25 protein-coding genes are annotated in these 25,817 nt (G+C 73.7%); 17 read left to right on the top strand and 8 right to left on the bottom strand.

Annotated elements, in window-relative coordinates:
• Positions 1 to 43: 43 nt before the first annotated feature.
• The 8 genes from VKA29_RS08360 (at position 44) to VKA29_RS08325 (ending at position 9,020) form a co-directional block, all read left to right on the top strand.
• Positions 44 to 991 carry a response regulator transcription factor gene (locus VKA29_RS08360; RefSeq protein WP_324784603.1) on the top strand — a complete coding sequence of 316 codons (948 nt, stop codon included), beginning with the start codon at positions 44 to 46 and terminating at the stop codon, positions 989 to 991.
• Positions 984 to 1,358 carry a hypothetical protein gene (locus VKA29_RS08355; RefSeq protein ID WP_324784602.1) on the top strand — a complete coding sequence of 125 codons (375 nt, stop codon included), beginning with the start codon at positions 984 to 986 and terminating at the stop codon, positions 1,356 to 1,358. Before VKA29_RS08360 ends, VKA29_RS08355 begins: the two co-directional genes overlap by 8 nt.
• The gene (locus tag VKA29_RS08350) at positions 1,355 to 2,917 is read left to right on the top strand and encodes a cation acetate symporter (protein WP_324784601.1); all 1,563 of its coding nucleotides are present in this window, start codon (positions 1,355 to 1,357) and stop codon (positions 2,915 to 2,917) included. The genes VKA29_RS08355 and VKA29_RS08350 overlap by 4 nt, the downstream gene beginning before the upstream one ends.
• Positions 2,918 to 3,493: 576 nt before the next feature.
• The gene (locus VKA29_RS08345; protein WP_324784600.1) at positions 3,494 to 4,156 is read left to right on the top strand and encodes an acetate uptake transporter; all 663 of its coding nucleotides are present in this window, start codon (positions 3,494 to 3,496) and stop codon (positions 4,154 to 4,156) included.
• A gap of 108 nt (positions 4,157 to 4,264) precedes the next feature.
• A complete protein-coding gene (gene acs, locus VKA29_RS08340) occupies positions 4,265 to 6,220 on the top strand; it encodes an acetate--CoA ligase (RefSeq protein WP_324784599.1) in 1,956 nt (651 codons plus the stop codon).
• Positions 6,221 to 6,241: 21 nt separating this feature from the next.
• Complete coding sequence (locus VKA29_RS08335) at positions 6,242 to 6,895, top strand: adenylate kinase (protein WP_324784598.1); 654 nt, start codon at positions 6,242 to 6,244, stop codon at positions 6,893 to 6,895.
• Positions 6,892 to 7,428 (top strand): DUF485 domain-containing protein, encoded by a 537-nt coding sequence (locus VKA29_RS08330; RefSeq protein ID WP_324784597.1) that lies wholly within the window; start codon positions 6,892 to 6,894, stop codon positions 7,426 to 7,428. Before VKA29_RS08335 ends, VKA29_RS08330 begins: the two co-directional genes overlap by 4 nt.
• Positions 7,425 to 9,020, top strand: a complete 1,596-nt coding sequence (locus VKA29_RS08325) for a cation acetate symporter (RefSeq protein WP_324784596.1) — start codon at positions 7,425 to 7,427, stop codon at positions 9,018 to 9,020. Before VKA29_RS08330 ends, VKA29_RS08325 begins: the two co-directional genes overlap by 4 nt.
• Positions 9,021 to 9,106: 86 nt before the next feature.
• On the opposite strand, the gene VKA29_RS08320 is transcribed toward VKA29_RS08325, so the two are convergent.
• Together VKA29_RS08320 and VKA29_RS08315 are read right to left on the bottom strand one after the other, a co-directional pair.
• Entirely contained in the window at positions 9,107 to 9,469 is a 363-nt protein-coding gene (locus VKA29_RS08320) for a MazG-like family protein (RefSeq protein WP_324784595.1), read from the bottom strand.
• Between the two features lie 345 nt (positions 9,470 to 9,814).
• Positions 9,815 to 10,369, bottom strand: coding sequence for a DoxX family membrane protein (locus tag VKA29_RS08315; protein ID WP_324784594.1), 555 nt, complete (start codon positions 10,367 to 10,369; stop codon positions 9,815 to 9,817).
• Between the two features lie 498 nt (positions 10,370 to 10,867).
• Here VKA29_RS08315 and VKA29_RS08310 point away from each other — a divergent pair, with 498 nt between their 5' ends.
• From VKA29_RS08310 to VKA29_RS08285, 6 genes are all read left to right on the top strand, one after another.
• On the top strand, positions 10,868 to 12,007 hold the full coding sequence (locus tag VKA29_RS08310; protein WP_324784593.1) for a D-alanyl-D-alanine carboxypeptidase family protein: 1,140 nt from the start codon (positions 10,868 to 10,870) through the stop codon (positions 12,005 to 12,007).
• A gap of 398 nt (positions 12,008 to 12,405) precedes the next feature.
• Positions 12,406 to 13,899 (top strand): multidrug effflux MFS transporter, encoded by a 1,494-nt coding sequence (locus VKA29_RS08305; protein WP_324784591.1) that lies wholly within the window; start codon positions 12,406 to 12,408, stop codon positions 13,897 to 13,899.
• Positions 13,824 to 15,026: a serine hydrolase domain-containing protein gene (locus VKA29_RS08300; protein ID WP_420718458.1), complete on the top strand. Its 1,203-nt coding sequence runs from the start codon at positions 13,824 to 13,826 to the stop codon at positions 15,024 to 15,026. Before VKA29_RS08305 ends, VKA29_RS08300 begins: the two co-directional genes overlap by 76 nt.
• Positions 15,027 to 15,071: 45 nt before the next feature.
• Entirely contained in the window at positions 15,072 to 16,058 is a 987-nt protein-coding gene (locus VKA29_RS08295; protein WP_324784589.1) for a small ribosomal subunit Rsm22 family protein, read from the top strand.
• Positions 16,059 to 16,412: 354 nt separating this feature from the next.
• Positions 16,413 to 17,150: a bifunctional DNA primase/polymerase gene (locus VKA29_RS08290; RefSeq protein ID WP_324784588.1), complete on the top strand. Its 738-nt coding sequence runs from the start codon at positions 16,413 to 16,415 to the stop codon at positions 17,148 to 17,150.
• 145 nt (positions 17,151 to 17,295) lie between these two features.
• Positions 17,296 to 17,547 (top strand): hypothetical protein, encoded by a 252-nt coding sequence (locus tag VKA29_RS08285; RefSeq protein WP_324784587.1) that lies wholly within the window; start codon positions 17,296 to 17,298, stop codon positions 17,545 to 17,547.
• Positions 17,548 to 17,554: 7 nt separating this feature from the next.
• On the opposite strand, the gene VKA29_RS08280 is transcribed toward VKA29_RS08285, so the two are convergent.
• The 4 genes from VKA29_RS08280 to efeO are packed head-to-tail and all read right to left on the bottom strand — an operon-like array spanning position 17,555 to position 21,806.
• Positions 17,555 to 18,556: a hypothetical protein gene (locus VKA29_RS08280; RefSeq protein WP_324784586.1), complete on the bottom strand. Its 1,002-nt coding sequence runs from the start codon at positions 18,554 to 18,556 to the stop codon at positions 17,555 to 17,557.
• A complete protein-coding gene (efeU, locus tag VKA29_RS08275; RefSeq protein WP_324784585.1) occupies positions 18,516 to 19,388 on the bottom strand; it encodes an iron uptake transporter permease EfeU in 873 nt (290 codons plus the stop codon). Before efeU ends, VKA29_RS08280 begins: the two co-directional genes overlap by 41 nt.
• 3 nt (positions 19,389 to 19,391) lie before the next feature.
• On the bottom strand, positions 19,392 to 20,660 hold the full coding sequence (efeB, locus tag VKA29_RS08270) for an iron uptake transporter deferrochelatase/peroxidase subunit (RefSeq protein ID WP_324784584.1): 1,269 nt from the start codon (positions 20,658 to 20,660) through the stop codon (positions 19,392 to 19,394).
• Positions 20,661 to 20,669: 9 nt separating this feature from the next.
• On the bottom strand, positions 20,670 to 21,806 hold the full coding sequence (efeO, locus tag VKA29_RS08265) for an iron uptake system protein EfeO (protein WP_324784583.1): 1,137 nt from the start codon (positions 21,804 to 21,806) through the stop codon (positions 20,670 to 20,672).
• A gap of 331 nt (positions 21,807 to 22,137) precedes the next feature.
• Here efeO and VKA29_RS08260 point away from each other — a divergent pair, with 331 nt between their 5' ends.
• Both VKA29_RS08260 and VKA29_RS08255 read left to right on the top strand, forming a co-directional pair.
• Positions 22,138 to 22,782 carry a PhzF family phenazine biosynthesis protein gene (locus tag VKA29_RS08260; RefSeq protein ID WP_324784582.1) on the top strand — a complete coding sequence of 215 codons (645 nt, stop codon included), beginning with the start codon at positions 22,138 to 22,140 and terminating at the stop codon, positions 22,780 to 22,782.
• Between the two features lie 89 nt (positions 22,783 to 22,871).
• Entirely contained in the window at positions 22,872 to 23,117 is a 246-nt protein-coding gene (locus VKA29_RS08255) for a hypothetical protein (RefSeq protein WP_324784581.1), read from the top strand.
• An 88-nt stretch (positions 23,118 to 23,205) separates the two neighbouring features.
• On the opposite strand, the gene map is transcribed toward VKA29_RS08255, so the two are convergent.
• Complete coding sequence (gene map, locus VKA29_RS08250) at positions 23,206 to 24,063, bottom strand: type I methionyl aminopeptidase (protein WP_324784580.1); 858 nt, start codon at positions 24,061 to 24,063, stop codon at positions 23,206 to 23,208.
• Positions 24,064 to 24,121: 58 nt separating this feature from the next.
• Between map and VKA29_RS08245 the strand changes: the two genes are divergently transcribed.
• Positions 24,122 to 24,355 carry a hypothetical protein gene (locus VKA29_RS08245; RefSeq protein ID WP_324784579.1) on the top strand — a complete coding sequence of 78 codons (234 nt, stop codon included), beginning with the start codon at positions 24,122 to 24,124 and terminating at the stop codon, positions 24,353 to 24,355.
• A gap of 72 nt (positions 24,356 to 24,427) precedes the next feature.
• On the opposite strand, the gene VKA29_RS08240 is transcribed toward VKA29_RS08245, so the two are convergent.
• Positions 24,428 to 25,756 (bottom strand): MFS transporter, encoded by a 1,329-nt coding sequence (locus tag VKA29_RS08240; RefSeq protein ID WP_324784578.1) that lies wholly within the window; start codon positions 25,754 to 25,756, stop codon positions 24,428 to 24,430.
• Between the last annotated feature and the right edge of the window lie 61 nt (positions 25,757 to 25,817).

Raw genomic sequence — 25,817 nt, 5'->3', positions numbered from 1 at the left:
CTGGGAGATTGACCCGCTGTGCGGGAAATGTACACACTCACCCATGCTGCGCATCCTGGTGGCCGACGACGAACCGCACGCCCTGGAGGAACTCGTCTATCTGCTCGGCCTGAATCCGGGCGTCGGCCCCGTGGAGTCCGCGGCGGACGGCGCCGCCGCGCTGCTGGCGCTGGACCGCGCGCTGCGCGAGGACAAGCCCGTGGACGCCGTCTTCCTCGACGTGCGCATGCCCGGACTGGACGGTCTTGAGGTGGCCAGGGTCCTGTCCCGGTTCGCCGAACCGCCCCCGGTGGTGTTCGTCACCGCCTACGACGACTTCGCCGTCCACGCCTTCGAGGTGCGCGCCCTGGACTACCTGCTCAAGCCCGTGCGCGCCCAGCGGCTGGCCGAGACCGTCCGGCGCATCGCCGAGCGGCGGGCGGAAACGGCCGCGTCCGAACCCGGCCCCGGCTCCGGCCCCGGCCCCGGCTCCGGCCCCGGCCCCGGCTCCGACGCCGGTCCGGAATCCGCCTCCGGGAGCCGCGAACCGGCCGCCGCGGGCCGTACCCCCACCCCCGCGCGCCCCGGACCCGTCGCGCCGTCGCCCACCCCCTCGCCCACCCCCGCCCCCGCACGGCCCGCCCCCGCCGACGACGAGACGATCGCCGTGGAGCTGTCCGGGGTGACCCGGTTCGTCCGGCGCTCCGAGGTGCGGCACGTGGAGGCGTGCGGCGACTACGTGCGCCTGCACCTGGAATCCGGCAGCTGCCTGCTGCGGATGCCGCTGTCCAGCCTGGAGGAACAGTGGCAGGACGCCGGGTTCGTGCGCGTGCACCGCCGGCACCTCGTCGCCACCGGGCACATCGAGGAACTGCTGGCCGACTCCGGACGGCTGTCGGTCCGCGTGGCCGGCGCCGTGCTGCCGGTCGCCCGCCGCAGCAACCGCAGGCTGCGGGAACTGTTGCTGCGCCCGTCCGGCCCGCCGAGATCACGAGGGACCACCGATGGCTGAGCCGGCCCCGCGGGTGACCGTCACCCACCCGCGCACCCGCGCCGCCCGCCCCGGCCGGCGCGACGCCGCCGTGCGCGACGTCCACGAGCAGACCCCGCTCGGCGAGGTGTACGTCAAGGCGCTGATGCGCACCCAGCTCCGGCTGGCGCTGCTGGTGTGCGGCGCGGTCGGCCTGCCGCTGGTCGGTCTGCCGCTGCTGCTCGGGCACCCGGGCGCGGCGCACGGGGTGCGGCTGTGGGGGATCGGCCTGCCCTGGCTGGTCCTGGGGCTGCCGGTGTACGCGCTGCTGGTGGCGGCCGGCGCCTGCTACGTGCGCCGGGCCGAGCGGCACGAACGCGACTTCGTCGAGCACGTCCACCGCTCATGAGCACAGCCGCGAACCTCATCGCCGTCCTGCTGGTCGTCGCCCTCACGGTCGCCGTCGGCGCCTACGGGCTGCGGGCCCGCTCCACCCCGGACTTCTACGTCGCCTCCCGCACCGTATCGCCGCTGCGCAACGCGTCCGCGGTCAGCGGCGAGTACCTCTCGGCCGCCTCCTACCTGGGCATCGCCGGCCTGCTGGTGGTCTACGGCTCCACCATGCTCTGGTACGGCATCGGGTACACGGCCGGCTATCTGGTCCTGCTCGTCCTGGTCGCCGCGCCGCTGCGCAGGTCGGGCGCCTACACCGTCTCCGACTTCGCCGAGGCGCGCCTGGGCTCCCTGGGGGTGCGGCGGACGGCCACCGCCTTCGTGGTGCTCATCGGCTGGCTCTACCAGGTTCCGCAGCTCCAGGGCGCGGGACTGGCCCTGCACGCGGCCGTGGGCGCGCCCGCCTGGACGGGGGCGGTACTGGTGACGGCGGTCGTGCTGGTGAGCGTGGTCGCCGGAGGCATGCGCAGCGTCACGCTCGTGCAGGCCGTCCAGTTCTGGGTGAAGCTGGCCGCGCTCGCCGTCCCGGCGGTCGCCCTGCTGCTCGTCTGGCAGGGCGTCTGGCACCCGTCCGGCAGCCCGCCCGCCGCGCCCGCGCCGGCCGCCGGCCCGGAGCCCGGCCAGGGCGGGCAGGCGCTGTACACGGTGTACTCGCTGATGGTGGCCACGTTCCTCGGGGCGATGGGCCTGCCGCACGTCATCGCCCGCTTCTACACCAACCCCGACGGCCGGGCGGCCCGCCGTACGACGGTGGGCGTCCTCGGCCTGCTCGGCGCCTTCTACCTGCTGCCCGAGCTGTACGGCGGACTGGGACGCCTCTACGCCCCCGGCCTGGCGTCCGCCGACCGGGCGGACGCCGTGGTGCTGCTGCTGCCCGGACGGCTGGTGCCCGGCACCGGGGGCCAGCTGCTGACGGCGCTGGTGGTGGCGGGCGCCTTCGCCGCCTTCCTGTCGACCTGTTCCGGGCTGGCCCTGTCGGTGGCCGCCGTGCTCTCGCAGGACCTCCTCGGCGGGGACGTGCGCGGCTTCCGCCGGGCCTCCGCGCTGGCCGTGCTCGCGCCCTGCGCCATCGCGCTGCTGCTGTCGGAGAGCGGCGTGTCGGTGGCCCACGAGATCGGGCTGATCTTCTCGGTGGCCGCCTCCACCTTCTGCCCGCTGCTGGTGCTGGGCATCTGGTGGCGGCGGCTGACCCCGGCCGGAGCCGTCGCCGGGATGCTGGTCGGCGGCGGGCTGTCGGTGACGGCGATGACGGTCACGCTGCTGGAAGCGGCCGGGCCGGGCTGGACCGGCGTCCTGCTCGCCGGGCCCGCCGCGTGGAGCGTCCCGGCGGCGTTCCTGACCATGGTGGGCGTGTCCCTGGCCACGCCCGGCAGGATTCCCGCGGGGACCTCGGTGATGCTGGCGCGGCTGCATCTGCCGGAGGCGCTGGACGCGGATACCGCCCACCGCTCGGCGGCGACGGACGACCGTTCGTCCCGCGACCGGGTCCGTCCGTCGCGCGACGGGCACCACTGATCGACAAGTCCCGCACGGGGACTCCCCGCCGCGCCGCGGGTGCCGCACAGTAACCGGCCAGAGCGAGACAACGACGGATCGCCCGGCCGCCAAGCCGCGCTCCCTGACCGGGAGCGGCAGCCGGACGCCCCGCGCCTCAGCCTGCGGGCAACCGCGTCCCGGCCCCGACCCCGAGCCGGCCGCCGCCCGCTGCACACCCGCACACCCGCACAGCCGGACCCGCGCCGTGCACGCGCCGCACCAACGCACACCGCAAGCCGCACACCCCGCACCACCCAGGACGTCAGCCGTACCCCGCACCACCCAGGACGTCAGCCGCACCCCGCACCACCCAGGACGTCAGCCGTACCCCGCACCCCGCACCCCGCACCACGCAAGACGTCGGCCGCACACCACAAGCCGCAAGCCGCACAGCGCAAGACGTCAGCCGTACCCCGCAGGAAGCCGCACACCGTGCACCGCGAGCCGCACACCGCACGCCCCGGCTTCCGTGACCGTCCGCCGCAGCGGGCGGCGCACGCACCACCCCGCCCGAGGACCCGCGCCGAGCGGGCACCCAGACCCGAGGAGCGCGCCATGACCCAGATCCAGACGCCCGTCACCGACGAGCGCACCGCCGCCCCGTTCGCCCCGCTCGAGCCGGCCCCGGCCGCGCCCGAGGCGCAGCGCCCGCAGATCGCCGACCCCGGCCCGCTGGGCCTGGCGGGCTTCGCCCTCACCACCTTCGTGCTCTCCGTCTTCAACTCCGGACTGATCGCGGACCGCTCCCTGGAGGCCGTGGTCCTGCCGATCGCCCTGTGGTACGGCGGCATCGCCCAACTCCTCGCCGGCATGTGGGAGTTCCGCAAGAACAACACCTTCGGCGCGCTGGCGTTCACGTCGTACGGCTCGTTCTGGCTGTCCTTCGCGGCCTACGTCCAGTTCATCGCCCCGAAGCTGCCCGCGGCCCACGCCTACCAGGCGACCGGCCTGTTCCTGCTGGCCTGGACGATCTTCACGGTCTACATGACGGTCGTCACCGCCCGGATCAGCGGCCTGCTGCTCGCCGTGTTCTCGGTGCTGTCGGTGACCTTCGTGCTGCTCACCGCCGGAGCGCTGGGACAGGCTCCGGAGCTGAGCCAGGCGGGCGGCTGGGCCGGCCTGGTGACCGCGCTGCTCGCCTGGTACGGCTCCTTCGCCGGGGTGGCCAACGCCACCTGGAAGACCAAGTCCCTGCCGACGTGGCCGTTCTCGGCCTGACCGCCGACCGCTGACCGCCGACCCCTGCCGCCTGCCGCCTGCCGCCTGCCGCCTGCCGCCTGCCGCCTGCCGCCTGCCGACCGCCCGAGAGCCCACGAGGGAGCCATCATGAGCAACGAGAGCCTGGCCAACCTGCTCAAGGAGGAGCGCCGCTTCGCGCCGCCCGCCGACCTGGCCGCGAACGCCAACGCCACCGCCGAGGCGTACACGCAGGCCGACGCCGACCGGCTCGGTTTCTGGGCCGCGCAGGCCCGTCGGCTGAGCTGGGCCGAGGAGCCCACCGAGACGCTGGACTGGTCGAACCCGCCGTTCGCCAAGTGGTTCCAGGACGGCCGGCTGAACGTCGCGTACAACTGCGTCGACCGGCACGTCGAGGCGGGCCTCGGCGACCGGGTCGCCATCCACTTCGAGGGCGAGCCCGGTGACAGCCGCGCCATCACCTACGCCGAGCTGAAGGACGAGGTCTCCCGGGCCGCGAACGCGCTCACCGAACTCGGTGTCGGCGCGGGCGACCGGGTCGCCGTCTACCTGCCCATGATCCCCGAGGCCGTCGTCGCCATGCTGGCCTGCGCCCGCATCGGCGCCGCGCACTCGGTCGTCTTCGGCGGCTTCTCCGCCGACGCCATCGCCACCCGCATCCAGGACGCAGACGCCCGCGTGGTCATCACCTCCGACGGCGGTTTCCGCCGCGGCAAGGCGACCGCGCTCAAGCCCGCCGTGGACGAGGCGCTCGGCCGCACCGGCGGCGTGGAGAAGGTGCTGGTCGTCCGGCGCACCGGCCAGGAGGTCGGCTGGACCGAGGGCCGGGACGTGTGGTGGCACGAGGCCGTCGGCCGGCAGTCCGCCGAGCACACGCCGGAGGCGTTCGAGGCGGAGCACCCGCTGTTCATCCTGTACACGTCCGGTACGACGGGGAAGCCGAAGGGCATCCTGCACACCTCCGGCGGCTACCTCACCCAGGTCGCGTACACCCACCACGCCGTCTTCGACCTCAAGCCGGAGACCGACGTCTACTGGTGCACCGCCGACATCGGCTGGGTCACCGGCCACTCCTACATCGTCTACGGGCCGCTGGCCAACGGCGCGACGCAGGTGCTGTACGAGGGCACGCCGGACACCCCGCACCAGGGCCGCTTCTGGGAGATCGTCGAGAAGTACGGCGTGACCCTCATGTACACGGCGCCCACCGCGATCCGCACGTTCATGAAGTGGGGCGAGCACCTGCCCGCCAAGTTCGACCTGTCCTCCCTGCGGGTGCTGGGCAGCTGCGGCGAGCCGATCAACCCGGAGGCGTGGGTCTGGTACCGCGAGCACATCGGCGGCGGCCGCTGCCCGATCGTGGACACCTGGTGGCAGACCGAGACCGGCGGCATGATGATCTCGCCGCTGCCCGGCGTGACGGAGACCAAGCCGGGCTCCGCGCAGACACCGCTGCCGGGCATCTCCGCCACCGTCGTCGACGACGAGGCGAACGAGGTCCCGAACGGCTCCGGCGGCTACCTGGTGATCACCGAGCCGTGGCCGTCGATGCTGCGCACCATCTGGGGCGACGACCAGCGGTTCATCGACACCTACTGGTCCCGCTTCCCGGGCCGCTACTTCGCCGGCGACGGCGCGAAGCGCGACGAGGACGGCGACATCTGGCTGCTGGGCCGGGTCGACGACGTGATGGTCGTGTCCGGGCACAACATCTCCACCACCGAGGTCGAGTCGGCGCTGGTGTCGCACCCGGCGGTGGCGGAGGCGGCCGTCGTCGGCGCGACCGACGAGACGACCGGGCAGGCGATCGTCGCCTTCGTGATCCTGCGCGGCGCGATCGAGGAGGACGACGCCCTCGTCGCCGAACTGCGCAACCACGTCGGCGCCACGCTCGGCCCGATCGCCAAGCCGAAGCGCATCCTGCCCGTGGCGGAGCTGCCCAAGACCCGCTCCGGCAAGATCATGCGCCGCCTGCTGCGCGACGTCGCCGAGAACCGCCAGCTCGGAGACGTCACCACGCTCACCGACTCCGGCGTCATGGACCTGATCCAGGCGAAGCTGCCGGCCGCCCCGGCCGAAGACTGACCACGACACACGGGAACTGAGATGCGCATCGTTCTGATCGGCCCACCGGGCGCGGGCAAGGGCACCCAGGCCCGCGTCCTGGCCGACCTGCTGTCCGTCCCGGCGATCTCCAGCGGGGACCTGTTCCGCGCCGAGATCGGCCGGGGGTCCGAGCTGGGCGAGCTGGTCCGGCAGCACACGCAGGCGGGCGAGCTGGTGCCCGACGAGCTGACCACGGCCCTCGTCACGCAGCGCCTGCGCGAACCCGACGCGGCGGACGGTTTCCTGCTCGACGGCTTCCCCCGGACCGTCCGGCAGGCCGAGCTGCTCCAGGAGGCGCTGGGGGAGGACGGCACCGTGCTCGACGCGGTGCTCGCCTTCGACATGCCGGACGACGAGATCGTGCAGCGGCTGACGGGCCGTCGCCTGTGCCCGGCGTGCGGGACCACCGTGCACACCGTGTTCTCGCCGCCCCGCGTCCCGGACCGGTGCGACGGGTGCGAGGGCGCCCTCGTCCGGCGCGCCGACGACACCGAGGAGACCGTGCTGCGGCGCCTCGCGGTGTACGCGGAGCAGACCGTGCCGCTGCTGCGGTGGTACACGGACCGGGACCTGCTGGTGCACGTCGACGCGATGGGGACGGTCGCCGAGGTCTCCGACCGGATGCGCTCGGCCCTCGCGGCGGTGGCGCTGTGAACGGCCACCACCCCTATCCCCAGCCCGCCGCGCACCGCGAGCCGGGCGGCGTCCCGCGGGCGGCGGCCCGACCCGGGCCGCCGCCCGCGGACCCGCGCGACCTGCGGGACCCGCGCACCCCGCGCGACCTGGGCGACCTGCGGGACCCGCGCACCCCGCGCGACCTGGGCGACCTGCGCGATCCACGCGACTTGCGCGACCCGCGGGACTTGCGCGACCCGCGGGACTTGCGCGACCCGCGGGATCTGAGCGAACTGCGCCGTATCCGGCGCTCGTTCGCGGTACCGGCCGCGGTCACCGTCATCGGCGGACATCTGCTGCTCGTCCTGCTGTCCGGCGTCGTGCCCGGGCTGATGGCCGTTCCGCTGCTGGGACACCTCACCTTCGGACTGACCCTGGCTCTGGCGCTGTTCGCGGCCCTGTTCCTCACCGCGTGGCGCTACGACCGGCACATGCGCAACCGGTTCGACCCGCTGGCCGACGAGGTGCGCGCGCAGCGGGACCGGACGGACGCGAGAAGAGGCGAGCGGTGACCGCCTACGCCGCCGGGGCCATGTCCCTCAGCCAACTGCGGCTGCCGCTGGTGCTGTTCCTGGTCTTCCTGGCCGTCACCATGTTCACCGCCATCATCACCAGTCCGCACCGCGACGAGCTCGGCGAGTTCTACCTCGGCAGCCGCAGACTGTCGCCGCTGCGGCACGGCATGGCGATGTGCGGCGACTACATCTCGGCCGCGACGCTGCTGGGCAGCACCGGCCTGGTCTGCCTCACCGGCTACGACGGCCTGCTGTACCTGGTGGGCACCGCCATCGGCTGGATCATGGTCCTGCTGCTGATCGCCGAACCGCTGCGCAACACCGGCCTGTTCACCCTCGGCGACACCGTCGCGCTGCGGATGCGGGACGCGCAGCGGCCGGTCCGGCTCGCCGTCGGGATCTGCGCCCTGGTGGTGTCCATCCTCTACCTGGTGGCCCAGCTCGTGGCGAGCGTCGCCCTGCTGGCCCAGTTCACCGGCATGCCCGGGAGCGCGGCGCGCGCCCTGTGCGTGACCACCGTCGGCTGCCTGGTGGTCTTCTACGTCGCGGTCGGCGGGATGCCCGGCACCACGTTCATCCAGATCGCCAAGACGGTGCTGCTGGTGGTCGTGGTCGCGGTGGCCGTCGTGCTGGTGCTGACGCGCTTCACATGGAGCGGCGACGACCTGCTCGGCGCGGCCGCCGCGAACAGCGGTCACGGGGACGCCTATCTGCGGCCCGGCCTGCGGTTCGGGGCCAGCACCGTCAGCAAGCTGGACTTCTTCTCGCTCGCGCTGTCCATGGCGCTGGGCGTGGGCGGCCTCCCGCACATCGTCATGCGCCTGCTGTCCCCGGCCGGCACCCGCCAGTTGCGTACGGCGGTGCTGTGGACGGTCGGCCTGGTGGGCGCCGTCTGCCTGGCGGTCGGCGTCCTGGGCCTGGGCACGGCGGCGATCGTCGGCACCGACAACGTCAGGGCCGGCGACCCCACCGGCAACTCCGCGGTGCTGCTGCTCGCGCAGTCGGTGGGCGGCACCCTGCTGATGGCGGCCTTCTCCTGCCTGGTCTTCGCCACGATCCTGTCGGTGGCCGCGGGCGTCACGCTGGCGGCGGCCTCCGCGCTGGCCCACGACGTGTACGCGCACGTCCTCCGCCGGGGCCGGGTGAGGGACCGTCAGGAAGTCGCCGTGGCACGGGTGTCGGTGGGCGCGGTCGGCGTCCTGGGCATCCTCATCGCCCTGCTGGCCTGGGACTGGAACGCGGCCTCGCTCGCCTTCCTGGCCTTCGCCATCGCGGCGTCGTCCGTGGTGCCGACCATCCTGTACACGCTGTTCTGGTCCCGCTTCACCGCGCGCGGCGCGCTGTTCGCCCTCTACGGCGGGCTCGGCTGCTCGCTCCTGCTGGTCGTCTTCAGCCCGCTGGTGTCCTCCGCGCCGACGTCGCTGCTGCCCTCGGCGGACTTCGCCTGGTTCCCCCTGCAGAACCCGGGGATCGTCTCCGTCCCGGCCGGCTTCCTCCTCGGCTGGCTCGGTACGGTCACCAGCTCCCGGACCGCCGACCACGCGGCGTACCAGGAGTTCGAGGAGCGCTGCCTGACCGGAGTGGAGTGAGGCGCCGCACGCAACGCGAGGGCCCGGAGGCGACGCGGCCCCGGACACCGTCCCAGTGACGCGACGGTGTCCGGGGCCGCGTCCTGTCACCGCTCAGGCGCTCCGGTCGGTCCGCCGCCCAGCGACCGCGCCACCACCCGGGCCAGATGCTCCCCGAACACCTCCCTCGCCTGCGGCGTCAGGGTGCGCAGCACCACCAGCGCGGTGATCACGACATCGCAGAGCTCGCCCTGCACGTCGTCCCACGTGTGGGTGATGCCCTTGCGCGGGTTCTGCCCGGTCGCGCCGATCACCGCCTGGGCGACCTCGCCGACCTCCTCGGACAGCTTCAGCATCCGCAGGAGCAGGCCCTGCTCGCCGTCGTGGGCGCGGTGCGCGTCCAGCCAGGTCCACAACTCGTCGATGGAGGCCCACAGATCCGCGGGCGCGGGCAACTGCCGATCAGTCATACCCGCAGCCTGCCACGCCCCGCCCCGCTCCCGCCCCGCTCCCGCAACCGCCCACCGCCCACGGCGCCTGCGGCCGGGGGTGCCTGGGGCCGGGGGTGCCTGGAGCCGGGGTGCCTGCGGCCGGGGGTGCCTGGGACCGGGGTGCCTGCGGCCCGTCGTGCCCGCGATACGCGGTGTCTGCGGCCCCGCCGCGCGTGCGGCCGGCGCCGCCCCTACGACTGCGGGTCGCGCCCGCGCCGCGCGGTACGCACGGTACGTGCGGCGCGTCACGCCCGCGGCCGGGTGGTGTCCGCGGCTTCGCCGGCCTGCGGCCAGGTGACGTACCGCCCCGCGGCTGCGCCGTCGCTACGGCTCCGGCGTTTCGAACAGGGCTTCCTGCTCGCCCTCCTTCGCCGTGCGCAGCCGCCTGGCGCGTGCCCCCACCACCAGTGTCGTCACCGCGGCCGTCACGCCGAGCGCCGCCGGAACCATCCAGCCGCGGTCCACGGCGTGCCCGAGCGCGTGATCCAGGGAGAGACGGCCCGGGCCCGCGACCGCGAGGCCGGCCGCGGTCAGGCCCAGCGCCGCCGGGTACTCGTAGCCGCCGCTCTGGTTGAAGAAGCCTCGGGGCGTGTTCACCGCCGCCGCCCCCGCCATGGCCCCGGCCGCCGCCGCACCCGCCGCCGGGGTCGCCAGACCCAGCGCCAGCAGGGTGCCGCCGCCCGCCTCGGCCAGGCCCGCCGCCGTCGCACTCGCCTTCCCCGGCGCGTAACCGACCGACTCCATGTACTGCCCGGTGCCCTCGATGCCGTGCCCGCCGAACCAGCCGAACAGCTTCTGCGCGCCGTGCGCGGCCAGCACGCCCCCGGTTCCCAGCCGGAGCAGCAACAGTCCCAGATCACGTCGGTCGCACGAGGTCACGGTCACTCCCTGAGCAGTGGGCGGCAGCAGTCCCCCTCCGCGTATCCACCCTCCCACTCATGACACCCGCCGACCCGTCCGTGACGCCGTACGGGTGGCCGGTCCCGGCGGGCGGCCCGGCGCGATCCGGGTGCGGCCGCCCCTTGCCCTCGCGTGCGCTCCAAGTCCTGTGGAGCTCCGCACCTTGCCCTGGGTGAAGGAACCGTCGACCTCGGTGACGTTCAGGCTCGGCGCGCCGACCGCGTCCGCCCCGCCCCGCTGCGCCGTGACCTTCTCCACCGACAGATGCCGCACATCCCCTTCCTCGAAGGTTCTCGGCGCCCGCTGTGGGCGCGGCCACAGGCTGGGCCGGGACCTTCCGCGCCGGGCTGGGCAACGGATGTGTCAGGGCTGGGAAAGCGGGGTACTGGATCAGATTTCCCGTAAGACAGGCGATTCTCGGCCTGTTGGCGGCCTCCCGCCAGGAAACCCCTGTTGGGCGCGGTGTACGGTCCCCGGATGCAGGCTTCCACACCGTTCACCCGGCGCGCCGCAATCGGCCTCACCGCGGCCGCGCTCCCGCTCGCCGCGGCGGCCCCCGCGCGCGCCGCGACCGTCGTCGGCGGCGCACGGCTCGCCCGCCCCGGAGTCCAGGGCACCGGCCTTCCGAAGAAGCTCACCGCCGCGGCCTGGCTGGTCGCCGACCACGACAGCGGCAAGGTGCTCGCCTCGTACAACGCGCACCGGCGGCTGGCGCCCGCGTCCACGCTGAAGATGCTGTTCGCCGACACGGTGCTGGGGAAGTTCGAGCGGACCGAGCGGTACAAGGTGACCGACGCCGACCTGGCCGACGTCCCGGCGGGCTCCAGCCTCGTCGGCATCAAGCCCGGGGTCACCTACACCGTCGAGCAGTTGTGGCAGGGCGTGTTCCTGCGCTCCGGCAACGACGCCGTGCACGTGCTCGCCCGGATGAACGGCGGACTCGCCCGGACGGTCGCCGAGATGCAGGCCAGGGCCGAGAAGTTGCGCGCCCTGGACACCCATGTGGTCAGCCCCGACGGCTTCGACCACAAGGGACAGCTGTCCTCGGCGTACGACCTGACCCTCTTCGCCCACCACGGGCTGCGCGACGCCGACTTCAGGGAGTACTGCGCCACGAAGACCGCCGACTTCCCGGCGGGCGGCAGGAAGACCTTCCAGATACAGAACACCGACCGCCTGCTGTCCGGCGCGTGGGGCGTGAAGACGTACCCGGGCCTGATCGGCGTCAAGAACGGCTACACCAGCCACGCCGGCAACACCTTCACCGGCGCGGCCACCCGCGACGGCCGGACCCTGCTGGTGACGGTGATGCATCCCCGGAGCGGCTACAACGCCGTCTACGAGGAGACGGCCGCGCTGCTCGACTGGGGCTTCCAGGAGGGCGATCCGGCGCGGCCGGTGGGCACCCTGGCCGAGCCGGCCGGCGCGGGCGGGGCGAAGGCGGCCCGCGGCCGTGCGACGGCCCGGGCGGCGGCCGGCGCTCCGGCCGCGACGTCCGGCGGCGCCTCGTCGTGGCGGCTGCCGGCGGGCGCCGGCGCGACGGTCGCGCTCCTGGCGGGCGGGGCGTGGGCGCTGCGTCGGCGCCGGTCCGCCCGCGCCGGGGGCGACGAGGGCTGAGACAGGTGTGCGGCAGCCGTTCCGGGCGCCGGTGCGTACTCCGCGGTCCCACGCGGAGTCCACCCCCACCCGGCACCGTGGAACGGCTGCCGCCTCCCCCCTCGGTATGGCTTACGGAACTTGGGTGCCCCAAGTGTGAAGTTCCCGTGGAGGAGAGTTGAGCATAGGGTCCTTACCGGCCGCAATGTGCCGGACCGACCAATTCCGGTTGTGCAGATCGCTCAATGGCCGCGTCCGTCGTCACGGAGGCGGGGCACCGGGGCCCGCACCCGGCCCGAGCTGAGACCATGGTGCTGGGACCATGGTGGCGGAGCGCTCGGGAAGTACTCCGGAGGCAGGGCGAATACCCGGCGAGTATCCGGCGAGTACTCGAAGAGGGCTCAGCAGGGGAGGGGCAGATGCACGAGCAGGGGGCGTCGACACCCGGCGCCGACCGGAGGACGTCGGCCCGCGGTGCCGAACCGGGCACCCCGACCTCCGGCGCCGAACGAGGCGCGTCGGCGCCCGGTGTCGAACAGGGCACTTCGATCTCCGGCGCCGAACAGGGCACTTCGACCTCCGGCGCCGAACGAGGCACGGCGGAACCCGGCGCCGAACAGGCGGCCGGACCGCGCGCGGCGGCGGAGACCCGGGGCGCGCGCCGCGCCGGGCTGCTCGTCACCCTCGTCCTCGGCGGTCTCACCGCCACGCCCCCGCTGGCGATGGACATGTACCTCCCCTCGCTCCCGGAGGTCACCCGCACCCTGCACGCGCCGGCGGCGACCGTCCAGCTCACCCTCACCGCCTGCCTGGCCGGCATGGCGTTCGGGCAGCTGGTGGTCGGGCCGATGAGCGACCGGTGGGGCCGCCGGCGCCCGCTGCTGACGGGCCTCGCGGTCTACGTCGTCGCCACCGCCCTGTGCGCTTTCGCCCCCACCGTGGAACTCCTGATCGCCCTCCGGCTGGTGCAGGGCCTCGCGGGCGCGGCCGGCATCGTGATCGCCCGCGCCGTCGTCCGCGACCTGTACGACGGCATCTCCATGGCCCGCTTCTTCTCCACCCTCATGCTGATATCCGGGGTCGCCCCGGTCGTCGCGCCGCTGATCGGCGGACAGATCATGAAGGTGACGGACTGGCGCGGCGTGTTCGCCGTGCTCACGGTGGTCGGCGTGCTGCTGGGCGCGATGGTGTGGGCGAGGCTGCCCGAGACCCTGCCGCCCGCCGACCGGCACCGCGGGGGAGTGGGCGAGGCCCTGCGCTCGATGCGCCGCCTGCTCACCGACCGGCACTTCACCGGCTACCTGCTCACCGGCGGCTTCAGCTTCGCCGTGCTGTTCGCCTACATCTCGGCCTCGCCCTATGTGATCCAGGAGATCTACGGCGCCTCGCCGCAGACCTTCAGCCTGCTGTTCGGACTGAACTCGGTCGGGCTGGTCGCCGTCGGCCAGCTCAACGGCAAGGTGCTGGTCGGCCGGGTCAGCCTGGACCGGGTGCTCGCCGCCGGGCTGACCGTCGTGATCTGCGCCGCGACCGCCCTGCTGCTGATGTCGGCCGGGGTCTTCGGCGACGTCGGCCTCGCCCCCGTCGCCACCGCCCTGTTCGTGCTGATGTCGGCCATGGGCATCACCCTCCCCAACACCCAGACGCTCGCCCTGACGCGCACCCGGCACTCCGCCGGCTCCGCCTCCGCGCTGCTCGGCACGTCGTCCTTCCTCATCGGCGCGGTCGCCTCCCCGCTCGTCGGGATCGCCGGGGAGCACACGGCCGTGCCGATGGCCGTCGTCCAGCTGGCGGCCGCGCTGGTGGCGTCGGCCTGCTTCGTGGGAATGTGCCGTCCCTGGAGCAGGCGCGCGGGCGTGGCGGACGGGCATCTGCCCGCCGCGGCGCACAACGGAGTGGGGGAGGAGAGCTGAGCGCACCGAGACTGCGCGGGGACACACCGGAGCGGGCCGGGCTCGACCCGCGGGAGCTGAACCGGCTGGTCCAGGAGGTCCGGGACCTCACCGCCGGCGAACGCCCGTGGGCCGCCGGTGTCGTCGTGGTCGCCGGACGCGGCCCGGTGATCGCCGTCGAGGAGGCGGCCGGCTGGGCCGTGCGGTACACGTCCTACGACCCGCGGACCGACACGGGCGTCGAACTGCCGCCGCGGGACCGCGTGCCGGTCACCGTCGACACGCCCTTCGACCTGGCGTCCCTCACCAAGCTGTTCACGGCGGTCGCCGCCGTGCAGCAGATCGAGCGCGGCACCCTCGGCATGGACGCCCGGGTGGGCGACTACCTCCCCGACTTCCACGCGGCCGCCCGGCACGGCATCACGGTGCGGGAACTGCTCACCCACACCTCCGGGCTGCGACCCGAACTGCCGCTGTACGACTGCGCCGACGACGCGGAGCGGATGGCGATGCTGCGCGCCGAGCCGCCCGTCGGCGTACCCGGCACGTACACCTACTCCGACCTCAACCTCCTGCTGCTGCAGTTCGTCCTGGAACGCATCACCGGCCGGCGGCTGGACGTCCTCGTCCGCGACGGGATCACCCGCCCGCTGGGCATGACGGCGACCCGGTTCGGCCCCTGCCCCGGCGCCGCGGCGACGGAGGACCAGCGCCGGCCGTGGGCCAAGGCGGACCGGGGGATGCTGCGGGGCGTGGTCCACGACGAGAACGCCTGGGCACTGGGCGGGGTGGCGGGCCACGCGGGCCTGTTCTCCACCGGCCGGGACCTGGCCGTGTTCTGCCGCGCCCTGCTGGCCGGCGGCGCCTACGGCCCCGCCCGCATCCTCGGCCCCGACTTCGTGGAACTCCTGCTGACCCCGCCCGGCCTCGGCTTCGCGGTGGACCAGCCGTGGTTCATGGGGGAGCTGGCGGGCCGCGGGGCGGCGGGCCACACGGGCTTCACGGGCACCTCCCTGGTGCTGGACCCGGCGACGGACACCTACCTCGTCCTGCTGGCGAACACGGTCCACCCCCGCAGGCGGCCCCCCGACTCCCGGCCGCGGGCGGCGGCGGCCACCCGGCTGGCGCGGGCCGTCAAGGGGACCTGACCGCCGCCCGGAACCCGGCTGCCCGGAACCTGAGAGAATTTCCCGGTGAACGTCCCCGCAACCCCGGCCGAGACCCTCCGCTCCGCCCTCGCCGCCCTCCTCGACGGCCTCCCGCCCCGGCAGGCCGCCCAGGCCGTGGAGCGGCTGATCGCCAGCTACCGGGGCGCCACCCCGACCGACGCCCCCATCCTGCGCGACCGCGCGGACGTCGTCGCGTACGCCGCCTACCGGATGCCGGCGACCTTCGAGGCGGTCCGCTCGGCGCTGGCGGCGTTCGCCGCGGCCGTGCCCGGCTGGGCCCCCGGCAGCCACGCGGACGTCGGCGGCGGCACCGGCGCGGCCACCTGGGCCGTCACCGCGACCTGGGAGGGCGCCCGCCCCGTCACCGTGCTGGACTGGGCCGAACCGGCCCTCGCCCTCGGCCGGGAACTCGCCGCCGCCCGGCCGGAACTGCGCGGGGCGCAGTGGCGGCGCGCCCGCATCGGCGCGGCGCTCACCCTCGACCCCGCCGACCTCGTCACCGTGTCCTACGTCCTCAACGAGCTGACCGGCCCCGACCGGGCCGCCCTCGTCGACGCCGCCGCGTCCGCCGCGCAGGCCGTCGTCATCGTCGAGGCCGGCACCCCCGACGGCCACGCCCGGGTGATCGAGGCCCGCGACCGCCTGGTCGCCGCCGGCTTCCGGGTCGCCGCGCCGTGCCCGCACAGCGCCGCCTGTCCCGTGGTGCCCGGCCAGGACTGGTGCCACTTCTCCGCGCGGGTCAGCCGCTCCTCCCTGCACCGCCAGGTCAAGGGCGGCTCGCTCGCCTACGAGGACGAGAAGTTCGCCTACGTCGCCGCCACCCGCTTCCCGGCCGAGCCCGCCTCCGCCCGGGTGGTCCGGCGCCCGCAGATCCGCAAGGGCCAGGTCCTGCTCGACCTGTGCGAGCCCGAAGGCCCGCTGCGCCGCACGACGATCACCAAACGCCACGGCGACCTGTACCGGACGGCCCGGGACACGGCCTGGGGCGACCCCTGGCCCCCGCAGCCCTGACCGCAGCGACGCGCCCCACGGCCCCCACGCCCTTCCGGCCGCCGTGCGCCGTGCGCCGTGCGCCGGAGGGGTCGCCCGGCCAGCAGGTCCCGTAGGGCCAGCAGATCCCGCCGGGCCCGCCCGGCCCGCCGGTCCCGTAGGGCCAGCAGGTCCCGCCCGGCCCGCCGGTCCCGCCCGCCCGCACGCACGTCACGACAAAGCACCCCATACGCCCCAAGCACCCCATGCGCACCGATCGCGGTGTGGGGCAGCTCTCGTCCGCACTGTCCCTGATGTGCGCTCCGACCCCCCGGAGCGCGGGATGATGGGACCATGAGTCATGCTGTTCCGCACGACGGCGAGGCGAGGGGATAGATGAGCGCGGAGTTGGGCGGCCAATCCGGCCTGCGGGGCAGAATCTCCCACTGGCTGCGCGGACACGGCCCGAAGGACACCGCCGACGGCGGCGGCCGGGAGGCCCTGCTGCTGGCCGCCGCCTCGGCGGGGCTGCCGCTCGCGCCCGCCGCGCATCCGGCGCCCGGCTACGGGTGTTCCTGCGACCGCGTCGGCTGTCCCACCCCGGCCCGGCACCCGGTGTCGTTCGCCTGGCAGACGCAGTCCACCACCGACCGCGCCCAGATCGAGCGCTGGGCCCGCCACCAGCCGCAGGCCAACTTCATCACCGCGACCGGCATGGTGCACGACGTCCTCGACGTGCCGCTGGAAGCCGGACGCGAGGCTCTCCGGCGGCTGCTCGACTCGGGCGTCGAGGTGGGGCCGGTCGCCGAGAGCGACGACGGGCGCATGCTCTTCTTCACCCTCACCCGCGGCACCCCCGAGGACGAGGACGAGTGGTGGCCCTGCGAGCTGGACTGCCACCCCGAGACGATGGACGAGCACCCCGGCCTGCGCTGGCACTGCCGCGGCTCCTACGTCCTCGTCCCGCCCGCCCGGCTCCCCGGCGACGACGGCCAGGCCGTGCACTGGGTACGCGGCCCGGAGCACCCGCTGCCCGAACCGCTGACCCTCCTGGAAGCCCTCACCGACGCCTGCGCCCGCCATGTCGGCGAGGACTCCGACCGGACGGACGCGCCCTGGCCGCTGCGCCACTGAGCGGCAGGCCCCGGACGCGCCGGCCGTCGGCGCGGACCGCCTGACCGACACCCGGACGGATCGTCCGCCTTGCGGCCCTCCCCTCGGCCGTCGACCGTGATCAAGAGGGGGCCGGTCGGCCCCCCTCACGAGACGGGAGAGGGACATGCTCATAAGAACCATGGCGCTCGGGACGACCGCGGCCGCCGCCGCGCTGCTGGCCGTGGCACCGCAGGCCGGTGCCGCCCCGGTCAACGGCTGCACGGTGAGCGGCCGCCACGTGACATGCGTCGACTACGGCGGCATCAACCGGCAGCGCGGCCAGTACTGGTCCGCCTACCAGTACAACCAGAACGGCATCAAACTCAACATCTGCAACGCGTGGAACGGCTGGACCATCACCTGCGTCAACTACTGAGCCGGCGCTACGACCCCTGGGCGGAGGTCAGCCCCTCCAGGCGGGAGAGCACCGACACCTGCTCGCCGCCCGAGCCCTTCGCCGGGTCCACGGCCACCTCGTTGGAGACGAACTCCATCGTCAGCGACTGCTTGATCTCGCCGGTCGTCAGGGCGCGCACGCTCTCGTTCGGGGTGGGGATCGACGTGCCGGGCGCGGCGGTCTGCTTCTCGAAGCGGCGCGTCGTGAAGAACACCAGCGCACCGCCGTCCGCGGTGCGCAGCGCCAGCGGGGCGTAGTCGCCCGAGGTCAGCGGCTGGTCGATGTACTGGGTGGCCAGGCCCGGCTTCCTGGCGGCCTTCGCGCGCTGCGCCCGCCACTGACTGGTGTGCGTGCCGGCCGCGAAGGTCTTCCCGCCGCTCTTCAGGTACGTGGCGTAGTCCTTGCTCAAGTCGGCCGGTGCGACGGCGAGTCGGGCGGAGTCCGCGGGCACCGCCTCGGCCCAGCCGTCCGCGTCCTTCTCGATCTTCGGCAGCGAGCCGGGCGCGATCAGCGTCAGGTACGCCGCCTGCCACGGCTCGTCCCGACCGGCGCGGGTGAACGCCAGCAGCCAGTGCAGGTCGCCGCCCTTGTTGCCCTGGGCCTCGGCGACGAACCAGCGCGGCCAGCCCGCCTTCTTGGGGATGGTGAACGTCGCGTCGCTCAGCTCCAGCGGGGTGTGCGCCGGATTGCCGGTCGGGTTGTTCGCATGGCCGGCCTTGAGCCGGGCGGCGTCGATGTCGCCGAGGGCGCCGGTGACATGGTCGGCGTCGAGCGAACTGTCGTACGCCTCGTCCGCCTTGTTGTACGCGGCCGTGAACTGCCGCAGCGCCCGGGCGGCTTCGGCGCGGGTGGTCGCGGGGACCACTTCGCGCTCCCCGTGCACCACCACGCACCCGCTCGCCGTCAACGACAAAGCGGTCACCGAGGCCGCTATCAGTGCGCTCCGGTCAAGCCCGCGGAGCCTCGGACGGCTGCGATCCCTGCTCATCGACTGCCTTCACCTTCCCCTTCCCGGAGGCGAACCCTACCGGGGCGAAGAAGAGCGCGAGGGTCGGGACGAGGTACAGCAGCCACACCGTGACCTGGAGGACCGTCGGGTCGGGCTGGAAGTTGAACACGCCCTTGAGCAGCGTGCCGTACCAGCTGTCCGGCGGGATCGTGCCGCTGACGTCGAAGGCCAGGTTCGTCAGGCCCGGCAGCCAGTCGGCCTCCTGCAGATCGTGGAAGCCGTACGCCAGCACGCCCGCCGCCACGACGACCAGCATGCCGCCGGTCCAGGTGAAGAACTTGGCCAGGTTGATCTTCAGGGCGCCGCGGTAGAACAGCCAGCCCAGGAGGACGGCCGTGGCCAGTCCCAGGGCCACGCCGATCAGCGGGCGCGGGGTGCCGTCGCTGGCCGCGTGCACCGACGCCCACACGAACAGGGCGGTCTCCAGGCCCTCGCGGCCGACGGCGAGGAAGGCCGTGGCGACCAGCGCGCCGGTGCCCATCGCCAGCGCCGCGTCCAGCCTGCCGTGCAGTTCCGCCTTCAGGTGCCGGGCGGTGCGCCGCATCCAGAACACCATCCACGTCACCAGGCCGACGGCGAGCACCGACAGCGAGCCGCCGAGCGCCTCCTGGGCCTGGAAGGTCAGCTCCTGCGAGCCGAACTCCAGCGCGCAGCCGAAGCCGAGCGCGATCGTCACCGCGACGCCGATCCCGATCCAGATCGGCCGGACGGCGTCCCGGCGGCCGGTCTTCACCAGGTAGGCGATCAGGATGCAGACGACCAGGCTGGCTTCCAGCCCCTCGCGCAGGCCGATCAGGTAGTTGGAGAACACGGCTCAGGCCTCCTTCGTGAGCAGCGTGCTGCCCCACCAGTCGTCGCTGTCACGGACGCCGGGCGGGACCGCGAAGACCGCCGAACTCACGTGCTGGGTGTACTCGTTGAGCGCGTCCGTGGCCAGGTTGCGCTGGACGCGGATGAAGCCCTCGCGGATGTCGCGCTGGTAGGCGATGAAGAACAGGCCCGCGTCCAGACGGCCCAGGCCGTCCGTGCCGTCGGTGAAGGAGTAGCCCCGGCGCAGGATCGTCGCGCCGCCGTTGGAGTCGGGGTGCGCGAGGCGGACGTGCGCGTCGGGCTTCATCGCCTTCAGGAACGGCTCGTCGTGCTCCTTCGCCCTGCCGACGGGGGCGCCCTCGCCCTTGTCGCGGCCGAAGACGTCCTCCTGCTCCTGCAGCGAGGTGCGGTCCCAGGTCTCGATGTTCATGCGGATACGGCGGGCGACCAGGTACGAGCCGCCGGTCATCCAGTCGGGTCCGTCCTTCTCGCCGACCCAGACGAACTTCGCCAGCCGGCCCGGCTCGGTGCCGGAGATGTTGCGGGTGCCGTCCTTGAAGCCGAACAGGTTGCGCGGGGTCTGCGCGTCGGGCGTCGTCGACGACGTCTTGCCGAAGCCGAGTTGCGACCAGCGGACGGCGACCTTGCCGAAGCCGATGCGGGCCAGGTTGCGGATCGCGTGCACGGCGACCTGCGGGTCGTCGGCGCAGGCCTGGACGCACAGGTCACCGTCGCTGCGGCTGCGGTCGAGGTTCTCGCCGGGGAACTTCGGCAGGTCCACCAGGGCCTCGGGCCGCCGGTCCGCCAGGCCGAACTTCTCGAACAGCGACGGACCGAAGCCGATGGTCAGCGTCAGCCGCGACGGCTTCAGGCCCAGTGCCTCGCCGGTGTCGTCCGGCGGTGCCTCCGCGAGTCCGCCGTAGGCGCCCTCGCCGACCGCCTGGCCGGCGGTCATCCGGCGCGCGGCCGCCGTCCAGTCCTTGAGCATCCGCACGAACTCGGCGCGGTCGTCGGTCTTCACGTCGAACGCGGCGAAGTGCAGCCGGTCCTGTACCGGCGTGGCGATGCCGGCCTGGTGGGCGCCGTGGAAGGCGACGGCGGTGCCCGCCGGGTCCGTGCCGTCGGAGGTGCCGTCGGCGCGGGCCAGCGCGACCGCGCCGCCGGCCGCGGCGGCGCCGAGCGCGAGCCCGGCCCCGCCCCAGCCGATCAGCGAACGCCGGGAGGGCCGCGGGCCGGCGGCCGTCGCGGTGGTGGCTTCCTGGGTGTCCGTCATGGTCGTCCCCTACTTCACGACGGCGGCGGCGAGCGTGGACAGCGGCTCGGCGAGCGCGTTCACCGCGTCCGACAGTTCCTTGCGGTCGGCCTTGCCGACCTTGTCGTAGGAGGTGAAGTCGTACGAGTCCTGGTCCGCGCGGTACTTGTCGAGCAGCGTGTTCAGCGCGGCGAACTGCTTGTCCAGCTCGGCGGTCAGCGCCTTGTCGTTGCCCCGCACGACCGGCTTGAGCAGCTCGTAGGACTTCTGGGCGCCCTCGACGTTGGCCTTGAAGTCGACCAGGTCGGTGTGCGAGTAGCGCTCCTCCTCACCGGTGACCTTGCCGGTGGCGACCTCGTCGAGCAGTTCCTTGGCGCCGTTGGCCATGGAGGTCGGGGTGATGTCCGCCTTGCCGACCCGCTCCTGCCAGTCCTTCAGGTCGGTGACCAGCTGGTCGGCGAGGGTCTTCTCCTCGGCGCCGATCTTCTTGTCCTGCCACAGGGCCTTCTCCAGGCGGTGCCAGCCCGTCCACTTCTGGCCGTCCTCCAGGCCGTCGGCGCGGACGTCGACCTTCGGGTCGATGTCGCCGAAGGACTCGGCGACCGGCTCGGTGCGCTCCCAGCCGATGCGGGAGGGGGCGTAGGCCTTCTTCGCGGCCGCGATGTCGCCGTCCTTGACCGCCTTCACGAACGTCTCGACCGCCGGCAGCGTCGCGTCGGCCTGCTCCTGCGCGTACGCGCGGTAGGCGGCGACGGCCTTGTCCAGGCGCGGGTCGCGCTTGGCGACGGAGCCGCCGGTGACCGTGAGCTTCTGCCGCACGCCGTGGCCCTTCATGCCCGGGCGGCAGGCGATCTCGTACGAACCGGCCTTCACCTCGGCCGTGAGCGTGTACTTCGTGCCCGGCCCGATGTTCTCCTTCTCGGAGACGATCCGGTCGTCCGGGAAGACGATCTCGACCTCGGTGGCCTTGGAGCCCTTGTTCTCGATCTTCAGCGTGACCTGGCCCGCCGGAACCGACTCGACGGAGGTGTCGCACTTCGAGTCGGCGGCGGTCACCTCGATCGTCCCGGCGTCGTCCGCTGTGCTCTTCTGGGTGCAGCCGGTGACGGCGGTCAGAGCCGCCGCGGTGGCGACGGCGGTGACGACGGAGAGTCTGGCGGCTCGCATGCGGGCTCCATAACGCTGGCAAAAAATCGCGGGTCCGACTCACCCAGGATGGTGAGGCTCACCTAACTTATCTAAGCCTTGCCTGTCTGCCACCCGTCGATGCGGTGATTCAGCTCTCATGGGCGGCGCGGGGACACGGATCCGTCACGGTGGCCAAAAACGAACCCCAAGAGAAGGTCAAGAGGAAGTCAAGGACCGTCCTTCCGGTCGGCGGGCGGCACACCCGCCCCACGGCCGCGGGCCGCGGCGTGCCCGGCGCACCGGATCACGGCCGGTGCCCGCCGCGTCCCGGCCGTGCGCCCGACCGGCGACGTGATGCTTCAATGCCCGCGTGACTGACTACGACGTGCTGCGCGTCTTCTGCGCCCCGGACGGCGGCTACGGCAACGAACTCGGCGTCGTGCGCGAGGGATCGGTGCTGCCCGAGCGGAGCGACCGGCAGGACCTCGCCGGGAAACTCGGCTTCAGCGAGACCGTGTTCGTCGACGACCCCGAGCGCGGCGTCATCGACATCTACACCCCGACCCTCCGCCTGCCCTTCGCCGGGCACCCCTGCGTCGGCGCCGCATGGCTGCTGGACGTGCCCGAACTGGTCACGCCCGCCGGGCTGGTGGGCGCCCGCCAGGACGGGGAGTTCAGCTGGATCGAGGCGCGGGCGGAGTGGGCCCCGCCGCGCACCCTGCGCCAGTACGCCACGGCCGCCGAGGTCGACGCCCTGCCGGTGCCGCCGAAGGGGGAGTGGATCTACGCCTGGGCCTGGCAGGACGAGGCCGCCGGACGGGTACGGGCGCGCGCCTTCCCCGGCCGGGACGACGGAATCGACGAGGACGAGGCGACCGGCGCGGCGGCCCTGCTGCTGACCGACCGGCTGGGCCGGGCGCTCAACATCACGCAGGGCGCGGGCTCCCAGATCCTCACGGCCCCGCAGCCGCACGGCTGGGTGGAGATCGGCGGGCGGGTGTATCTGGAGCGCTGACGGCGCCCGTACGGGTGGTGCCGCGTGTGCGCGCGGCGGCGAGCGGTTACCTCCGGGCGTGACCGGCCGGCCGCCGTGAGAGGAAACCCATGCGTATCCGTTCCGCCCTGGCCGCGGTCGTCCTGGGCGCCGCCCTGACCGCCGCGGTCGTCCTGGCTGCCGCCCTGACCGCCGCGGGCGCGGCCGGTGCCGCCGCCGGCGAGGAGCCGCGGCACGACCGCGGCGGCGACCACCACGCCGTCCGCAGCCCGTACTCCGGCGTGGTCCACGCCGAGACCGCCGGCATCCTCTACGGCGGCGCCGACTGCCGCGTCGGCCACGTCGGCCACTTCTGACGGACCGGCTCCGGGCCCCCTCCGCCGTCGCGGAGGGGGCCCGGCCGTTCGCCGTCGCGGAGGGGGCCCGGCCCGCTGGCGGAGGGTCCTACGGCAGGGTGAGGATCTCCGCGCCGGTCTCGGTCACCACGAGCGTGTGCTCGAACTGTGCCGTCCGCCTGCGGTCCTTGGTGACGACCGTCCAGCCGTCGTCCCACATGTCGTACTCGTGCGTCCCCAGCGTCAGCATCGGCTCGATGGTGAACGTCATGCCCGGCTGCATCACCGTCGTCGCGTGCGGGCTGTCGTAGTGCGGGATGATCAGGCCCGAGTGGAACGACGAGTTGATCCCGTGCCCGGTGAAGTCCCGGACCACGCCGTAGCCGAAGCGCTTGGCGTACGACTCGATGACCCGGCCGATGATGTTGATCTGCCGGCCCGGCTTGACGGCCTTGATCGCGCGGTTCAGGGACTCGCGGGTCCGCTCCACCAGCAGCCGGCTCTCCTCGTCGACGTCGCCGACCAGGTACGTGGCGTTGTTGTCGCCGTGCACCCCGCCGATGTACGCCGTCACGTCGAGGTTGACGATGTCGCCGTCGCGCAGCACCGTCGAGTCCGGGATGCCGTGGCAGATCACCTCGTTGACGCTCGTGCACAGCGACTTGGGGAAGCCGCGGTAGCCCAGCGTCGAGGGGTAGGCGCCGTGGTCGCACATGTACTCGTGCGCCACCTTGTCCAGTTCGTCGGTGGTGACGCCCGGCGCGATCAGCTTCGCCGCCTCCGCCATCGCCCGCGCGGCGATCCGCCCCGCGACGCGCATCGCCTCGATCGTCTCCGGGGTCTGCACCTCCGGGCCGGTGTACGGCGTCGGCGCGGGCTTGCCGACGTACTCGGGGCGGCGGATGTTTCCGGGCACCTGACGGGTGGGAGAGAGCTCCCCTGGTACGAGCAGCGACTGGCCAGACATGCCAGCGAGTCTAACCAGCGGGCATCGGGGAACATGTCGTTGGCGAGAGGAGCGGGTCATGGCCTTGTTCAAGAAGCGGACGGTCGGCAAGCCGGGCGAGTGGTTCTACTGCCTGGAGCACAAGAAGGTCGAGGAGGGTCCGGAGTGCCCGGCCAAGGACCGCTTCGGTCCGTACGCCTCCCGGCAGGAGGCCGAGCACGCGATGGAGACCGCGCGCGAGCGCAACCTCCAGTGGGAGAACGACCCCAAGTGGCACGACGCCCCGACCGGGGGAGGCGCGAGCGAGGACTGACGGCCCGATCGGGCCGCCATGGCCCGACGGCCCCGACGGCCTGATCGGCCGACGGTCTGGATCAGGCCTCGATCAGGCCTCGGCCGGTGCGGCTGCCGCGCGCCCCGCGCGCAGCCGCACCGCGTGCTCGTTCGTCCGCACGTCGTACCGCATCAGCTTCGGCAGGCACAGCGCCAGCAGCCCCACCGCGCCCGCGCACAGCAGCCCGCCCGACCACACGGACGCGCGCACGCCCCACCAGGCGGCGAAACCGCCCGACCGGACCTGTCCCACGGTCGGCCCGACCGAGTACGACAGCAGTTCGATCCCGGCGAGCCGGCCGCGCAGCTCGTCCGGGATCGTCTGGTTCCACATGGCTCCGCGGAAGATGCCGCTGACCATGTCGCAGGCGCCCGCCACCGCCAGGAACAGCAGCACCAGCCACACGTCGCCGACGAACCCGGCGGCCGCGATCGCCACGCCCCACAGGGCTGCCGACAGGACCACCATGCGGCCGTGCCGGTGGACGCGCGAGGTCCAGCCGCTGGTCAGGCTCACCACCAGCGACCCGGCAGGGAGAGCGGCGTACATCAGCCCCAGCGACCATTCGGCGTCCAGCTCGTCCGCGAGGAACGGCAGCACCGCAAGCGGCATCGCCAGGAACATCGCGGCGAGGTCGACGGCGTAGGTGCCGAGCAGCTCCTTGCGGCCCCACGCGTACCGGGCGCCTTCCAGGATCGCCGTCAACGACGGCTTCGCGGCCGCACCGGAAGGGGGTGAGGAGGCTATGCGGACGACCAGTACGACGGAGACGGCGAAGGTGACGAGGTCCGCGCCGTAGGCCCAGCCCAGGCCCGCGTACGCCACCACCACACCGGCCAGCGCCGGGCCCGCCACCCCGCCGACCGTCCAGCGCAGCGAGTTCAGCGACACCGCGGCCGGCATGTGCTCGTGGGCGACGATCCGCGGCCACAGCGAGTCGAGCGCCGGCCGCTGCACCGACACCAGCGCGGACGACAGGGCGGCGACGACGTACAGCGGCCACACGGCCGGGTGCGGCAGCAGCGCGTCGACCAGCAGCACCGCGGACAGCAGACCCTGGCCGGCCTCCGTCCAGATGATCAGCTTCCGCTTGTCCAGCGCGTCGGCGAGCGCACCCCCGTACAGCCCGCACACGATCAGCGGCACCAGCTCCACCGCGCCGATCGCCCCCACCGCCGCCGCGGATCCGGTCAGTTCCTTCACCTGCACCGGCAGCGCCACGAAGGTCAGGAAGCTCCCGAATCCCGAGATCAGCCCCGACACCCACAGCCGCCGGAAGTCGGCGGAGGCCCGCCACGGCGCGAGGTCGGGCAGCAGGGAACGCAGGCCGGAAGGGCCATCGGCGGCCTCGGCGGCGCCGCCGGGCGAGTCGTCGGTCACGAGAGCCCATGCTCGGCCGGACCGGCGACCGGGGCAAGCGCTTTTCCGGCGGCCCGGCCGC

This window comes from Streptomyces sp. H51 (assembly GCF_035656535.1).
Taxonomy (GTDB): Bacteria; Actinomycetota; Actinomycetes; order Streptomycetales; family Streptomycetaceae; genus Streptomyces.
The sequence above is the reverse complement of the archived record's forward strand: the minus strand, read 5'-3'. Positions and strand labels throughout refer to the sequence as shown.

Excerpts from the sequence above, each read along its gene's own strand:
- VKA29_RS08335 (WP_324784598.1), top strand. The coding sequence starts at position 6,242 with ATGCGCATCGTTCTGATCGGCCCACCGGGCGCGGGCAAGGGCACCCAG.
- acs (WP_324784599.1), top strand. The coding sequence starts at position 4,265 with ATGAGCAACGAGAGCCTGGCCAACCTGCTCAAGGAGGAGCGCCGCTTC.
- VKA29_RS08320 (WP_324784595.1), bottom strand. The coding sequence starts at position 9,469 with ATGACTGATCGGCAGTTGCCCGCGCCCGCGGATCTGTGGGCCTCCATC.
- VKA29_RS08350 (WP_324784601.1), top strand. The coding sequence starts at position 1,355 with ATGAGCACAGCCGCGAACCTCATCGCCGTCCTGCTGGTCGTCGCCCTC.
- VKA29_RS08360 (WP_324784603.1), top strand. The coding sequence starts at position 44 with ATGCTGCGCATCCTGGTGGCCGACGACGAACCGCACGCCCTGGAGGAA.
- VKA29_RS08285 (WP_324784587.1), top strand. The coding sequence starts at position 17,296 with ATGCTCATAAGAACCATGGCGCTCGGGACGACCGCGGCCGCCGCCGCG.
- VKA29_RS08305 (WP_324784591.1), top strand. The coding sequence starts at position 12,406 with ATGCACGAGCAGGGGGCGTCGACACCCGGCGCCGACCGGAGGACGTCG.
- map (WP_324784580.1), bottom strand. The coding sequence starts at position 24,063 with ATGTCTGGCCAGTCGCTGCTCGTACCAGGGGAGCTCTCTCCCACCCGT.
- VKA29_RS08255 (WP_324784581.1), top strand. The coding sequence starts at position 22,872 with ATGCGTATCCGTTCCGCCCTGGCCGCGGTCGTCCTGGGCGCCGCCCTG.
- efeB (WP_324784584.1), bottom strand. The coding sequence starts at position 20,660 with ATGACGGACACCCAGGAAGCCACCACCGCGACGGCCGCCGGCCCGCGG.
- VKA29_RS08310 (WP_324784593.1), top strand. The coding sequence starts at position 10,868 with ATGCAGGCTTCCACACCGTTCACCCGGCGCGCCGCAATCGGCCTCACC.
- VKA29_RS08345 (WP_324784600.1), top strand. The coding sequence starts at position 3,494 with ATGACCCAGATCCAGACGCCCGTCACCGACGAGCGCACCGCCGCCCCG.
- VKA29_RS08355 (WP_324784602.1), top strand. The coding sequence starts at position 984 with ATGGCTGAGCCGGCCCCGCGGGTGACCGTCACCCACCCGCGCACCCGC.
- VKA29_RS08290 (WP_324784588.1), top strand. The coding sequence starts at position 16,413 with ATGAGCGCGGAGTTGGGCGGCCAATCCGGCCTGCGGGGCAGAATCTCC.
- VKA29_RS08245 (WP_324784579.1), top strand. The coding sequence starts at position 24,122 with ATGGCCTTGTTCAAGAAGCGGACGGTCGGCAAGCCGGGCGAGTGGTTC.
- VKA29_RS08280 (WP_324784586.1), bottom strand. The coding sequence starts at position 18,556 with ATGAGCAGGGATCGCAGCCGTCCGAGGCTCCGCGGGCTTGACCGGAGC.
- efeO (WP_324784583.1), bottom strand. The coding sequence starts at position 21,806 with ATGCGAGCCGCCAGACTCTCCGTCGTCACCGCCGTCGCCACCGCGGCG.